11 protein-coding genes are annotated in these 13,653 nt (G+C 64.0%); 5 read left to right on the top strand and 6 right to left on the bottom strand.

Annotated features, from left to right (window positions below; genetic code table 11):
* The first annotated feature begins 105 nt into the window (after positions 1-105).
* Both FIV42_RS06695 and FIV42_RS06690 read left to right on the top strand, forming a co-directional pair.
* Positions 106-519 carry a hypothetical protein gene (locus FIV42_RS06695; RefSeq protein WP_141196924.1) on the top strand — a complete coding sequence of 138 codons (414 nt, stop codon included), beginning with the start codon at positions 106-108 and terminating at the stop codon, positions 517-519.
* Positions 520-521: 2 nt separating this feature from the next.
* Positions 522-1,550 (top strand): TIGR00341 family protein, encoded by a 1,029-nt coding sequence (locus FIV42_RS06690; protein ID WP_141196923.1) that lies wholly within the window; start codon positions 522-524, stop codon positions 1,548-1,550.
* Positions 1,551-1,553: 3 nt separating this feature from the next.
* Here FIV42_RS06690 and FIV42_RS06685 read toward each other — a convergent pair whose 3' ends face one another.
* Entirely contained in the window at positions 1,554-2,792 is a 1,239-nt protein-coding gene (locus FIV42_RS06685) for an AI-2E family transporter (protein WP_141196922.1), read from the bottom strand.
* Between the two features lie 184 nt (positions 2,793-2,976).
* Between FIV42_RS06685 and FIV42_RS06680 the strand changes: the two genes are divergently transcribed.
* A complete protein-coding gene (locus FIV42_RS06680; RefSeq protein WP_168210468.1) occupies positions 2,977-4,470 on the top strand; it encodes a PAS domain S-box protein in 1,494 nt (497 codons plus the stop codon).
* Here the strand turns inward: FIV42_RS06680 and FIV42_RS06675 are convergent.
* Positions 4,445-5,446, bottom strand: a complete 1,002-nt coding sequence (locus FIV42_RS06675; RefSeq protein WP_141196920.1) for an alpha/beta hydrolase family protein — start codon at positions 5,444-5,446, stop codon at positions 4,445-4,447. The genes FIV42_RS06680 and FIV42_RS06675 overlap by 26 nt on opposite strands.
* 148 nt (positions 5,447-5,594) lie before the next feature.
* On the opposite strand from FIV42_RS06675, the gene FIV42_RS06670 reads away from it, so the two are divergent.
* Complete coding sequence (locus FIV42_RS06670; RefSeq protein WP_141196919.1) at positions 5,595-7,409, top strand: multiheme c-type cytochrome; 1,815 nt, start codon at positions 5,595-5,597, stop codon at positions 7,407-7,409.
* 82 nt (positions 7,410-7,491) lie between these two features.
* The gene (locus FIV42_RS06665) at positions 7,492-7,974 is read left to right on the top strand and encodes a hypothetical protein (RefSeq protein WP_141196918.1); all 483 of its coding nucleotides are present in this window, start codon (positions 7,492-7,494) and stop codon (positions 7,972-7,974) included.
* On the opposite strand, the gene ppsA is transcribed toward FIV42_RS06665, so the two are convergent.
* From ppsA to FIV42_RS06645, 4 genes are read right to left on the bottom strand one after another with little or no spacing between them, the layout of a single operon-like run.
* Positions 7,971-10,370, bottom strand: a complete 2,400-nt coding sequence (gene ppsA, locus FIV42_RS06660) for a phosphoenolpyruvate synthase (RefSeq protein WP_141196917.1) — start codon at positions 10,368-10,370, stop codon at positions 7,971-7,973. The two genes, FIV42_RS06665 and ppsA, sit on opposite strands and share 4 nt — an antisense overlap.
* Complete coding sequence (locus FIV42_RS06655; RefSeq protein ID WP_141196916.1) at positions 10,367-11,272, bottom strand: F0F1 ATP synthase subunit gamma; 906 nt, start codon at positions 11,270-11,272, stop codon at positions 10,367-10,369. The genes ppsA and FIV42_RS06655 overlap by 4 nt, the downstream gene beginning before the upstream one ends.
* Positions 11,273-11,311: 39 nt before the next feature.
* Positions 11,312-12,850, bottom strand: a complete 1,539-nt coding sequence (locus FIV42_RS06650; protein WP_174769491.1) for an alternate F1F0 ATPase, F1 subunit alpha — start codon at positions 12,848-12,850, stop codon at positions 11,312-11,314.
* Positions 12,847-13,653, bottom strand: a complete 807-nt coding sequence (locus FIV42_RS06645; protein ID WP_141196915.1) for a F0F1 ATP synthase subunit delta — start codon at positions 13,651-13,653, stop codon at positions 12,847-12,849. The genes FIV42_RS06650 and FIV42_RS06645 overlap by 4 nt, the downstream gene beginning before the upstream one ends.

Here is a 13,653-nt window from a genome sequence, read left to right as displayed (position 1 = left end):
CCGGTTGCTCGTTGCTCGCTCGTGGTTCTCTTTGTCAGAGAGGTAACGTATGGCGGAGCATCTTCGACGGCCGGTAGCCGGAAGCTGCTCGAGGGGGAGCATTTGATGCATTTGACAACTCATCGCTGGCCGATCGTCCTGGTGGCGGCGATCACCGCGCTCATTGCAGGGGGAGGCCTTTGCGGATGCGACGACGAGAATCCGTGGGAGCATCCCAATCGACAGCGCTATCCGGCTCCACCCACCGAGGGGAAGGAATCGAAGAGTGTGGCCGAGTTGGAGCGTGAGTGGCGGCTCGAAGACCAGATGCAGGCGGCCGAGCAGGCAGAGTCGGCGCAGGGACAGACGGCCACGCAGAACACGCTCCAGCAGGCGACCGAATACCTGCAGCAAGCCTTCGAAGCAGCGCTAGGCACGGTCAATCCGCCTCAGGGCGAAGCCACAGAGGACGCCGCGGTGGGAGGAGGTCCTCCACCCGAGGAGCCCCAGGTGCGCAATCGTGAGTCCGGCGACATGTGACTATGCCACTTCGGTTAATCGAAATCCGGCTGCCGGGCGACCGCACCGAAGAAGTGTCTGAGACGCTCGCCGAAATCCCGTTGGTCGAAAAGTACAGCATGAAGCCGGCCAACGGCCGCCAGATCTGGCATATCTTGGCGTTTGGCGACCAAGTCGAGGCCATCGTCGACGCCCTCGAAGACAACTTCTCGCTCGAAGAAGGCTTTCGGATCATCGTCTTCAACATCGAGGCGGCGATTCCCCACCCCGAAGAAGAGGTCGATGGTCTGGCGGAGTCGGGCGAGAGACTCGCCCCCGCCTCCGACGACAAGGCCCCGATCAACATCGAGGAGTTGTACGACGACGTCACCCACGGCATGAGCATATCGTGGCCTTACGTCACGATGATCGCGGTGTCCGCCGTCGTGGCCGCGGTGGGGATCTACCGCGACGACATCATCATGGTCATCGCCGCGATGATCATCGCTCCGCTGCTCAGCCCTGCCATCGCATTGGCGCTTGCGACCGCGATGGCCGACCTGAAATTGGGCAAACGCGCCATCAAAGTCGGCCTGTTGGGCTCACTGGTGGCGGTGGTCGTCTCCATCGGCTTCGGGGTGGTGATGCCCTTCGAGCCGAGCGCCGAGATGCAGAGCCTCCGTATCCAGATCGGCGTGCTCGACGTGGTCGTAGCCGCCAGCGCCGGCATCGCCGGGACCTTGTCATTTACGGGGGTCAAGCCCGGCGGGGTGGTGGGCGTGATGATCGCCGTGGCGCTGGTGCCTCCGCTCGTGAGCTTCGGCATGCTCGTGGGGGCGGGCTATTTGGCCCTGGCCGTCGGGCCCTTGCTGTTGTCGGTGATCAACACCATCTGCATCAACCTCGCCGGAGTCGTCACCTTCGCGATTCAACGCGTCGAGCCGCGCAAGCGCTGGGAGGAAGAGCGAGCCAGCAAGGCGCTGCGCCAGGGGGTCGTCCTCTGGCTTGTCCTGTTGGCCGCCCTCGCCGCTGCCGGCTACTTCGCCGGCGACTACTGGCGGGCGTTCTGGTAGCGCTCAATCCGCCCGCAACAACTCGGCAATGGGGCGCATATCGTCGACATGCAGGGCCACCGCCTTGATGGCGGCCATGATGGGAATCGCCAGCAGCATCCCGATCGCTCCCCACAGCCAGCCCCAGAACACCAGCCCCAGTATCACCGCCAGACTGTTGAGCTTGAGGTGGCGCCCGAGTACCACCGGCGTGAGGATATTTCCCTCGATGCCAGTCAGCGCCGTATAGATGACGAGGACCCAGAACACCGACTCGATGGTGCCAAATTGGATGTAGGCGACCAGGGCAGGAAACACCGAGCCGACGACCGGGCCGACATAGGGCACGAAGTTGAAAAGACCCGCCAAAATCCCCAACAAGAGCACGTAGTTGAGCCCGTAGACCCAGTAGCAGAGCATCGCCACCAGGGCGAGCACCGAGTTGGTGGCGAACCGGTTGAACAAGTAGCGCTGCACGTCCCGGTTGACGTTGTAGAGCACCTCCAGAACCATGTCGCGGCGCTGATCGGTCGTCCCCATGATGTTGATGAGCTTGTGGCGGATCGACGGCGCCTCGATGAGCATGAAGAGCATCACGAAGATGCAGGTGAGCGCCTGGGCCAAAAATCCCAGCAGCCCACTCAGCCCCCCGGCGATATACGATGAAGCACGCAGCCACAGCTCGCTAGTCTGCTCGAGCAGCGATTTCTGGCTCTCCACAGGTAGCGGGGAGGCATCGGGCGGGGCGACGGCCCCGGCGCCGGCCACACCGCTCGCCTCTCCGGGGAGCTGGGAGCGTCGAATCGGCTCCATGTACCCTTCGATACGCCCCTGCCATTCCTGGAGCCGAGTCTGCAGGTTCTTGACGTTGTCGGCGATCTGATCTTCGTAGCGCGCGATGTCAGCCGCAAACGAGCCGAATTGGTCGCCGATGAGGATGCCCAGCGCCACGGTCAACCCCACCGCGAAAATGACCACGATGAGGGAGGCGAGGCCGCGGGGCATGAAAATCTCGGTGCGCGGGATGCGCAGTCGCATCAGCGCGCTCACGAACGGGTTGAGCACGTAGGCCAAAAAGACGGCCAGGACCACCGGGATCAAGATGACGCTGGCATAATTGAGGATCGCGACGCCCATGCCGAAGGCCAACAACAAGATGGCCCCACGGATGACATGCACCTCGTGAAAGAAGTTCAGCTCGCGGTCGACTTCGTCGGGTTGAGGGGGCGGGTCTTGCGGCTGTCTACCCGCTGGCGATTCCATGAACGACTCCAAATCAACTGCACTTAGATCTAACGTTTATCGTGACATTGTGGGCGACGCACCGCAAAGAAAATTCGTCACGATAGCTTCACGGTTCGCATCCTTTACTGGAGGGCAGGATTCGCCGAGAATGCAAAGCTGGCGTGCCGTCCTTTTGATTTTCTCGCCTCACCGGGTCGTAGCAGTGTCTCTCGAGTCTCACTGGAAGTACTTTCTCGATGCCTCACCGGACGCGCTCTTTGTTGTCGGCCCCGACGGGCGCATTCGATACGCCTCGGCTCAAGCCGAGCGCCTCTTTGGCTTTCCGCGCGAAGAATTGATCGATCAACCCGTCGAGTTGTTGCTTCCAGATGAACTCGCCGAGGCCCATCGCCACTACCGTGAAGACTATATGCGTGAGCCATCGGTGCGACCGATGAGCTTGCGCCCGTCGCTTCAAGCCCGCCGCAAGGACGGGCAACTCTTTCCGACCCATATCAGCCTGAGTCCGGTCGAAATCGACGGCGAGCGCAGCGTGCTCGCCTCGGTGCGCGATGTCACCGAGTTCGACGAGATTAGAGCCAAGCTCGAGCGCAGCCAAGAGCACCTGCGCAAGCTCATCGAGCATATGCCCGATGCGGTGGGCATTCACCGCGATGGCAAATTCGTCTACGTGAATCCCACGATGGTTCGTTATCTGGGCTACGAGACGGCCGACGAACTCACCGACACACCCGTGTTGGAGATCGTCCATCCCGACGATCGGGCCATGGCCACCGAGCGATTGGCGACGATGGCAAGAACGGGTCAAAAGACCGCGCCGGTCGAGGAGCGTCTGTTGCGCCGCGACGGCTCGAGCATCCTGGTCGAACTGCACGTGCGGCCGATGGAGTTCGAAGGCAAGCCAAGCTTCGTGTTCATTGGCCGAGACGTGAGCAAAAAGCAGGAGTTGCTGGTGCGCGCCATGCAACTCGACCGCAAAATCGCGGTGGGCACGCTGGCCGGTGGCGTCGCCCACGAAATCAACAACCCGTTGGCCTACGCGAAGGCCAACGTCGACTTCGTTCTGCGCGATCTGCGGCGCATGCTCGACGGCGAAGCCGAGTCGCTCAGCAAAGAGAAGCTGACGGACATGCTCGAGGCGCTCACCGACACGGCCGACGGAATCAAGCGCATCGGGCGCATCGTAAGTGATCTGGACACCTTCGTGGACCGCCAAAGCGGAGAGCAAGTCGCCATCGACGTCGAGCGACTCCTCAAGACCTCCGTGAGTCTGGTGTTCCGCCACCAGCAACCGCACGTTCGGGTTGTGCATGACGGAGGGGATATTCCATGCGTCAACGCCAATCGCGCACAACTCGCCGAAGTCTTCATCAACCTACTCAACAACGCCCTCTTTGCGCTCGAGCAGAGCGAGCGCGAGCCCAAAGAGGTGCGCGTGACCACCCGCGCGAGTGGCGAGGCCTTCATCATCGTCGAGATCGCCGATAATGGCCCCGGTATGCCCGCTGACGTGCTCTCGCGCGCCTTCGATCCGTTCTACAGTACCCGCGACGAGGGGGAAGGCACCGGGCTGGGCCTGACGATCGTGCAGAATACCGTGCGCAGCCTGGGCGGCACCGTCGAGATCGACACCGCGCCCGGGGAGGGGACTACCGTGCGGGTGATCCTGCCTACAGAATCTCCTCGAGACGCCTGAACGCGTCGACGATCGCCTGACGGATCGGACCCGGGTTGAGCAGCCAGCCGGTGGTATGCCCGCCGTTGATCCAGCGAAGCTCCGAGCCCGACCAGTGTCGATGCAGTTCGAGCGGCTCGGAGGGCGGGACGAACTCGTCGGCGCGCGCCCCCACGATAATCGCCGCTTCGGGCGCCACCGGGGTGCCGTGCTCGCTCAGCGCCAGCGACGAGAGCGTCTGGCGCATCAGCATCTCGGCATGATCGGCGCTGCCGGCCTCCTCGGCCAAGCTCTCCCAATCACAGATATTGCGCAGCGGACTGTCGATGAGCGGGGCGACCGCGGTGTCGCCGGCCGCGCACGGAATCGCCGCGATCGGAAATGGCACGGTCTGCGCGGCAAATCCGGCCATAAATCCGCCCATGCTGTAGCCGGTTACGCCCAATTTGGTGTAGCCGTCATCGCGCAGCCACTTGAGCAGCGCGCGGGTCTCTTCGACCGTGGCGAGGTTCATCATCAACTGGTCGGTCATGCGCCTCAGCCGGGTGCCGCGTTGCCAGTGGGGTCTTCGGGGGCCGTAAAACGGGTTTTGCAGCACGATCGCGCCGATGCGCTCTTTGAGCAGGGGGCGCGCAAGAAGACGTCGGCCCAGGTAGGTCGCATCGCCGGTACCGGCCAGATGGATGCACATCGACGGAGCGCCGCCGCCGAAAGGCTTGGGCGGCAGAAGCATCTGGAAATAGGCGGTGCGGGCTTCCGGAGGCAGCGGGAGCTTTTTGGCCGGCGAGGTGAACCAACCTTCGAACAGATAAGTGCCGTCCCAGCGGCGCTTGCCCTCGCGCCACGTGACGTCGATGTCGGCCGGCGGTCCCAGCTTGCGCGCATACTCCACCAGCGATTCGAGCAGATCGGGGTCGCCCCATCCTTCGTAGTACATCTTGGGGATGCCCGTGACGAAGGCGACGGTGCGATCGACGAGTCGGTCCACAATTTGCACGGTCTACCTCCGTACCTTCGGCTGCTGCTCTCGAGTAACATCTCGAGGCGCTGCTGTTTCATGATTGCCCACCGGTGTTGCAACGCGCGTTGCAATCCTTCGCCACCTGTCGAGGTCGGCGAAGCCACCAGGGCCCGGAGAGACTATAATGAAACAACTCTCATTATGCATCGTGCTCGTACTTGTCTCGGCCGCGACCGCCTGTAGCGGCCCGGGAACGCAAAAGCATCAGCCCGATCGTGGTTTCGACACCTCTTCTGAGACGGATGCGGCTGAGACCGACACGGCCCCTGACACCGACACGCAAACCGCCCCGGACACCGATGGTGGGACCGCTCCGGTCGATGAGATCCACCTGGCCGCGTCGCGCTCGGTGGTCGAGTCGGGGTTTTCGACGGCGCTCAACTGCGCCGATTGCCACAGCAACGACCCGCAGACCGATGCGATGCGCGATTCGAGCGGCGACCCCATCGGCATGTACGACTTGTGGAGCGCCTCGATGATGGCCAACTCCGCGCGTGATCCATTCTGGCGCGGGATGGTCGCCCACGAAGTTGAGGCTACGCCGGCAGCCAAAGAGGCCATCGAGGACAAGTGCATGAACTGCCACGCCCCGCAGGCCTACACCGCGGCGCATGCGGCCGGAAACACGGCCAAGATCGAGATGCTGCACGATTCCGATGCTCGCGCTCTGCTCGGCCTCGACGGCGTCTCGTGCACGACCTGCCACAAGATCGAGCCCGATAACTTCGGCCAAGAGGAGAGCTTTAGCGGCGGGTTCGTGATAAACCCCGACCAGATTGCCTATGGTCCGTTCGCCAACCCCTTCTCCAACCCGATGATCAACCGCAGCGGCTTCGAGCCGGTGCAGGGCAATCACGTCCTCGAGTCGGAGATGTGCGCCACGTGTCATAACTTGACCACCGATGCGCTGACCGCCCAGGGCCACCCCACCGGTGACAAGTTCGCCGAGCAGGCCCCCTACAGCGAATGGCTCAACTCGGCGTACAACACCGACGGCGGCGCCACCCCGGCGAGTTGCCAGTCGTGCCACGTGCCTCAGACGGACGATGAAGGCAACACCATCAGCACCGAGATCGCCCGGCGCCCGCCCGGCGGTACGTTCCCTCCCACGAGCGCGCGACAGCCGGTAGGCCGTCACTTGTTCATCGGCGGAAATACCCTGGTGCCCGGTATCTTGCGCGACCACGCCGACGCGCTGCAGCCGCAGGCCTCCGCCGAGCAGTTCGACGCGCTCATCGCCAAGGTGCGCGACCAACTCCGGAATCGCACCGCCTCGGTGAGCATCAAAAGCGCCCAGAAGACCGCCGACGGGCTGAGCATCAGCGTTGCCCTCGAGAACCTCGCCGGCCACAAGTTCCCCACCAGCTTTCCGAGCCGGCGCGCCTGGCTGCACGTAACCGTACGTGACGCCCAGGGCAACGCCGTGTTCGAGTCGGGCGCGTGGGATACCCGCGGGCGGATTCTGGGCGGCGACGGTGAGGTGCTGGCCATCGAGACGGTCGATGGGCCCATCGAGCCGCACCACGACCAGATCGACAGCGCCGACCAGGTCCAGATCTACGAGCCGGTGATGGCCGATCCCGACGGCAATCCAACCTACGTGTTGCTTCGGGCGGCGCAGTACTACAAGGACAACCGACTGCTGCCCAAAGGGTGGTCGTCGACCTTCGCCGATATCGACCGCGTGGCGCCGGTGGGCGTCGGCTCCGACTCGACGTATCTGGCCGGTACCGACGAGGTGACCTACACGGTCGCCGTCGACGACACCACCGACGCCTTCACCGTCGAAGCCGAGCTCGTCTATCAGGTTCTGGGCGCGCGATTTGCCGCCGAAATCTTCGAGAGCGAGGCGAAGCCCACGCGTGTGTTCGAGCAGTACTACGATCAGGCTGACGTGACGCCCGAGTTGGTAGGCCGGGCCGAGGCGACGGTGCAGTAGGCGTGTGCCCTTGAAGTCTCCCCGTGGTGTGTCGTGATTCGACCGTGGAGCAGTTCACAGTCCCCACACCACGGGGTGAGCCATGATTCGACTGAGCCTGAAGTTGCTGTTGTTGGCCTGCTGGACCGTCGTCGGCCTTCTTGCCTGCGACCCACCTCAGCCGCCTGACGAGGATCTCGGCGAGGTCAGCGAGAACATCGAGGAGGCGCGTGAGGAGACGGGCGACCGACCCGAGGGGATCCCCGGAGAGAATCCCGACCAACCCATCGAGGGGAGTCCCAGTGACGTCGTCAGCGAGATCGATCGCGAGTTGCTCGCTTACGAGAATCGCGTCGTCGGGGCCGACAAAAAGGTCGACCCCGACACCATCGCCAAGATGAAGTCGGCGCGCACCCGCCTCGACATCTTCAAAGATGACCTCGCCAAAGTCGACGCAGATACCGCCGAGGAACTCCCCTCGGGTCTCGAAAAGCGCTTGGCCGGCATCAAAAAAGAGTGGAACCAGACCAAGCGCCAGGTCGACATGCAGCTCGACGAGAAGCTCGAGCCGGAGAATGGCGATTAACCCTTTTCGGCCTCCAGAATATCGAGCGTCGTCTTCAGCACGACGTCCGGGTTGAGCGAAATACTGTCGATGCCCTCGTCGACCAAGAAGCGGGCAAACTCCGGGTAGTCGCTGGGGGCTTGGCCGCAAATACCGACCTTGCGCCCGTGCTTGTGGGCGCGCTCGATGACCTCGTGCACCATCTCTTTGACCGCCTCGTCGCGCTCGTCGAAGAGGTGCGCGATGATCTCGGAGTCGCGGTCGACGCCCAGGGTGAGCTGAGTCAGGTCGTTCGAGCCGATGGAGAAGCCGTCGAAGATCTCGGCGAACTTTTCGGCCAAGATGACGTTGCTCGGGATCTCGCACATCACGTAGATCTCCAGCCCATTCTCACCGCGCTTGAGGCCGTGTTCGGCCATAACCTCTTGGACTTTGCGTCCCTCTTCGACCGTGCGGCAAAACGGCACCATCACTTTGACGTTTCTCAAGCCCATCTCGTCGCGCACCTTTTTGAGCGCGCGGCATTCGAGGGCAAAGGCGTCTTTGTAGCGCTCGTCGTAGTAGCGAGACGCGCCCCGGAAGCCGAGCATCGGGTTGTTCTCGGTGGGCTCGAATAGCTCGCCGCCAAGCAGCGCAGCGTATTCGTTCGACTTGAAGTCGCTCAGCCGCACGATGACGTCGTTGGGATAGAACCCGGCTCCGATCATCGCGATGCCTTGGGCGAGCCGGTCGACGAAGAACTCGGCCTTGTCTTCGTATTGAACGGTGCGCTGGGCGATCTCGTCTTTGAGTTCCTCGTCTTCGATGGCGTCGAAGTTGAGCAGCGCCAAGGGGTGGATGCCGATAAAGGAGTTGATGATGAACTCCTCGCGCGCCAGTCCCACGCCGTCGTTGGGGATGCGCGACAGGCGGAACGCCTCCGACGGGTTGGCGACGTTCATCATGATCTTGGTCTCGGGGCGCTCGAGCCCGCGCAGGTCGACCGTCTCGACTTCGTACTTGAGCTGGCCGTCGTAGACCTTGCCTTCCTCGCCCTCGGCGCAACTGATGGTGACGGTCCGGCCGTCCTCGAGTCGCTGGCTGCCGTCGATCGTGCCGACGATGGCCGGCACGCCCATCTCGCGGCTGACGATGGCTGCGTGCGAGGTGCGGCCGCCACGGTCGGTGACGATGGCCGCGGCCTTCTTCATGATCGGCTCCCAGTCCGGGTCGGTCGTGCTGGTGACCAGAATCGAGCCCTCCTCGAACTCTTCGATCTCCTCGATGCTCGACACCAGCTGGACCGGCCCGGAGACGATCTTGGCGCCGATGGCGCGGCCGGTCACCAGCGCCTCGCCCGGTCCTTCGTCGCCGGTCAGCCGGTAGGTCTCGAGCACGTCGCGACGCTTCTGCGACTGAACCGTCTCGGGGCGCGCCTGGACGATGAACAGCTCGCCGGTGCGCCCGTCCTTGGCCCACTCGACGTCCATCGGCATCGGCTTGCCTGCCTTCTCGGTGTAGTGGTCCTCGATGATGGCCACCCAGCGAGCGACGATGAGGATGTCCTCGTCGGACAGCGCGTAACGCTGGCGGTCGTGCCGCCCCACGGGCACCGGGCGCGTGCTTCGGGTGCCGCCTTGAGCGTAGACGAGCTTGAACTCCTTGGAGCCCAGGTTCTTCTCGAGGATCGGCTCGAAGCCCTCTTTGAGCGTCGGCTTGAAGACGTAGTACTCGTCGGGGTTGACCGTGCCTTTGACCACGCTCTCGCCCAGGCCGTACGAGGCGTTGATGAAGACGGCGTCTTCAAAGCCGCTCTCGGTGTCGATGGAAAACGCCACCCCTGCGCTGGCCAAATCAGAGCGCACCATCTGCTGGACGCCGACCGACAGGGCCACCTGCCGGTGGTCGAAGCCGCGGTCGACCCGGTACGAGATCGCGCGGTCGGTGAAGAGCGAGGCGTAGCAGAGCTTGCAGGTGTGCAAGAGCGCCGCGTGGCCCTGCACGTTGAGATACGACTCCTGCTGGCCCGCAAAGCTCGACTCGGGGAGGTCTTCGGCGGTCGCGCTGCTGCGCACGGCCACGTCGAGCTCGAAGCCGGCCTCCTCGCTCAACTGGTCGTAGGCGTCGACGATGGCCTGCTGGAGGTCTTTGGGAAACTCCGCGCGGGTGATCGTGTGGCGGATTTTCTGGCCGCGCTTTCGAAGCTCGGCGATGTCGTGGGTGTCGAGACCCTCCAAAATCTCGTAGATACGCTCGCCGACGCCCGTCTCCTCGAGAAAATAGCGGTACGCGTCGGCAGTGACGGCAAACCCGGGCGGCACGGCGACCCCTTCGGGGACGAGCTCGCGATACATCTCGCCCAGCGAGGCATTCTTGCCGCCGACTTTGGGGACGTCTTCGATGCCGATGTCTTCAAACCATCCAATCAATTCGGTCATTTATGATCCTCACTTTCCCTCAGGGCTTCGTAGCCCCCGATGATGTCGAGTAGTTCCTCGGTGATAGCCGACTGGCGTGTACGCCGATAATCGGCGCGCAGCTCGTCGAGCAGGTCTTCGATATTGCGCTGGGCCGCATGCATCGAGGTGAGCCGACTGGCGTTCTCGCTGGCCAGCGAGTCGGCACACGCGCGGTACAGCGCGCTGAATAAATACTCTTGGATGAGCGCAGAGAATAACGAATCAGCGTCCATCGTAAAGGTCGGAAGCTGACGCGTGGGCCATTTTTCGGCAGAATCTGCCAGCCGCTCGAGCCAGCGCCGGTCGAGCGGAAGCAGGTGGCGCACCGCCGGCTCGAAGGCGCCCGAAGCCGCCGGCCGGTTATAGAAGACGAGCACCCGGTCGACATCCTCCTCCTCGCGCCAACGCGACAGCTCGACGAGCAGGTCGTGGACCAGATCGGTGACCGCGCCCACAGAGCCTGGCACGTCGAAGTGAACACGAGGGGCCAAGTCGACATCCTCGAGGCGCACACGCGCCCGGTGACCCACCGACAAGACCCGCACACGGTCACTGTCACCGTCACCGTCGGCGTGGAGCGTTTCGCGTGTGAAACTCGCCACCCGCTCGTTGAACGCCCCGCACATGCCCTGATCGGAGCCGAAGACGACCGCGCCGGTGCGCTCCACGCGGGCCGCGCGCGCCTGCTCGGCCATCTCCGGGCGGCGGAACAACAGCACCCGCAACCCCATCAACACCGTACGGTCGTAGTCGGCCAGCGCCTGCACGGCCTGCTCGTACTGGTGGATATTGACCGCTGCCATCGACTTCATCGTCTTGACGACCGTCAAGAGCTCGTCGGCGCTTTCGATGCGGCCGTGGAGTTGTTGGTGGTTGGGCATGGGCTAGGGCTAGGGTTTAGGGGTTTAGGAGTTTAGGGGTTAGGGGTTTAGGGTGATGATGTTTTGGACGAGGTCGATGATTTGGGCTCTGTCCTCTGGTTGGAGTTTTTCGCCGGCTTTGATTTTGCGCACGATGTAGGGCAGCTCGCCCGGCACGGTGTCGCGGACCTGGCGGGCAGCGTGCTGGACGTCTTCGACGGGGATGTCGTCGAAAAGATTCTCGCTGGCGGCGACCAGCACGATGACTTGCTCGGCGGCGCTCTGCGGCTGGTACTGGGGCTGCTTGAGCACTTCACGCACACGCCGGCCGTGCTCGAGGGTGCGTCGGGTATCCTCGTCGAGGCGCGTGCCGAAGCGCGAGAACGTCTCGAGCTCCTCGAACTGGGAGTAGGCCAGGCGAAGCTCACTGGCGACCGCCCGAAACGCCGGCAGCTGCGTCTTGCCGCCTACGCGCGACACCGACCGCCCCACGTCGACGGCCGGGACGATGTCTTTGTGGAAGAGCTTGGGCGACAGGTAAATCTGCCCGTCGGTGATCGAGATCAAGTTCGTCGGGATATACGCCGAGATATTCTCGGCTTCGGTCTCGATGATCGGCAGCGCGGTCAGCGAGCCGCCGCCGTGCTCGTCGCGAAGGTGCGTGGCGCGCTCCAGAAGCCGCGAGTGCAGGTAGAAAATATCGCCCGGAAACGCCTCACGCCCCGGCGGGCGGCGCATCAGAAGCGAGATTTCACGGTAGGCGCGGGCGTGCTGGGTCAGGTCGTCGTAGACCACGAGCACGTCGCGGCCATTCCGCATGAAATACTCGGCGATGGAGGTCGCTGCGTATGGGGCGATAAACTGCAGGCCGGGCGGGTCTTCGGACTCGGCGACGACGACCACCGTGTAGTCGAGCGCGCCGCGCTCGCGGAGCTCGCTGATGGCGTGGGCGACCGACGCGTTTCGCTGGCCGATGGCGCAGTAGACGCACAGCACGTCCTTGTCGCGTTGATTCAAGATCGTGTCGATGGCGATAGCGGTCTTGCCGGTCTGGCGGTCGCCGACGATGAGTTCGCGCTGGCCGCGCCCGATGGGGACCATCGCGTCGACGGCGACGATGCCGGTCTGCAGCGGCGTGGTCACCGGGGCGCGCTCCAGGATTTCGGGCGCGGGTCGCTCGACGGGGCGAAAGGCGGCCGCGTGGACCGGCTCGTGTCGATCGAGCGGCTCGCCGAGCGGGTTGACCACGCGTCCCAACAGCGCCTCTCCGACCGGCACCTGCAGCACCCGTCCGGTGCGTTCGACCTCGATGCCGGCGCGGATCTTGGCGTCGTCGCCGAGTACGACCACCCCCACCTCGTGCTCGCCGAGGTCCAGGGCCAAGCCCATCTCGCCGGTCTCGAAGGTGACCATCTCTTCGTAGGCCACTCGCGGAAGCCCGCTCACCTTGGCGATGCCGTGATCGACCGAGCGCACGGTGCCGAATTCCCGCACCCGCAGGCCGGGTCGATGGCGATCGACGGCGCGGTCGAGTCTGGCCAGAGTGCGGTCGAGCGCTCCCGCAAGCGCACGCGTCGGATTGTCGACGTGGTCGGTCACGACACCCTCCTGTGCGCGCCGGGGTCGTTGTGGCTGCCGCTCGGCGCGAGCTCGCGCACCTCGGTCCACAACTCCTCTTCGAGCCCGTCGAGATAATCGCTCAAACTCCAGCCGAATTTACGCCCGTCGAGGCGAAGTTCGATGCCGGCAATCAACGCCTCGTCTTCGCCGAAATCGACCTCCAAATCGGGTGTCAGAGACCGTTTGAGCGCGTCTCGGAGGTGCGCTCGCTGCGCGTCGTCGAGCTCGAAGGCCGTGCGCACGTGCACCTTCGGGGCGCCGTCGTGCCCCGTCGGCGTCAGGGCGAGGCGCTCGGCCTCCTCGAGGGAGGCAAACCGCTCGAGAAATACCGAGATGGTGCGCTCCTCGAGGTCACTGTCGGCCACGTCGGCCAACACGTGGCGCAAGATGCCAAACAGCCGCGTCTCAGCGCGCTGGCGAAACTCGCGAAGAAGCCCCTCTTGGTCGCGCTCGAGGGCGTCGAGCCACTCCTGCTTGGCCGCCGCGACCTCCTCGCGCGCCTCCTCGAGCAGGCGCTTTCGCTCCTCGGCGAGCTCACGCTCGAGCGCATCCATCCGCTCCTTTTGTTGGCGGGCGAACGAATCGCGCTCGGCCTCGAGGTGTTGGGCCTCCTCGGACGCCTCCTCCTCACGCTTCTCGGCCTGCTCGAGGCGCCCGGCAATGCGTTCCTCACGCGCGTCCATCGCGTCGATGACGGGCTTGTAGAGAAAGCGCTTGAGCAGCCACACGAGCACCAGGAAGTTGACGACCTGCGCGGCGGTTGTGAACCAATCGATTTCCAT

This window comes from Persicimonas caeni, from assembly GCF_006517175.1.
In the GTDB taxonomy this organism is placed as follows: Bacteria; Myxococcota_A; Bradymonadia; order Bradymonadales; family Bradymonadaceae; genus Persicimonas; species Persicimonas caeni.
This window is presented reverse-complemented; position numbering and strand designations above follow the sequence as displayed.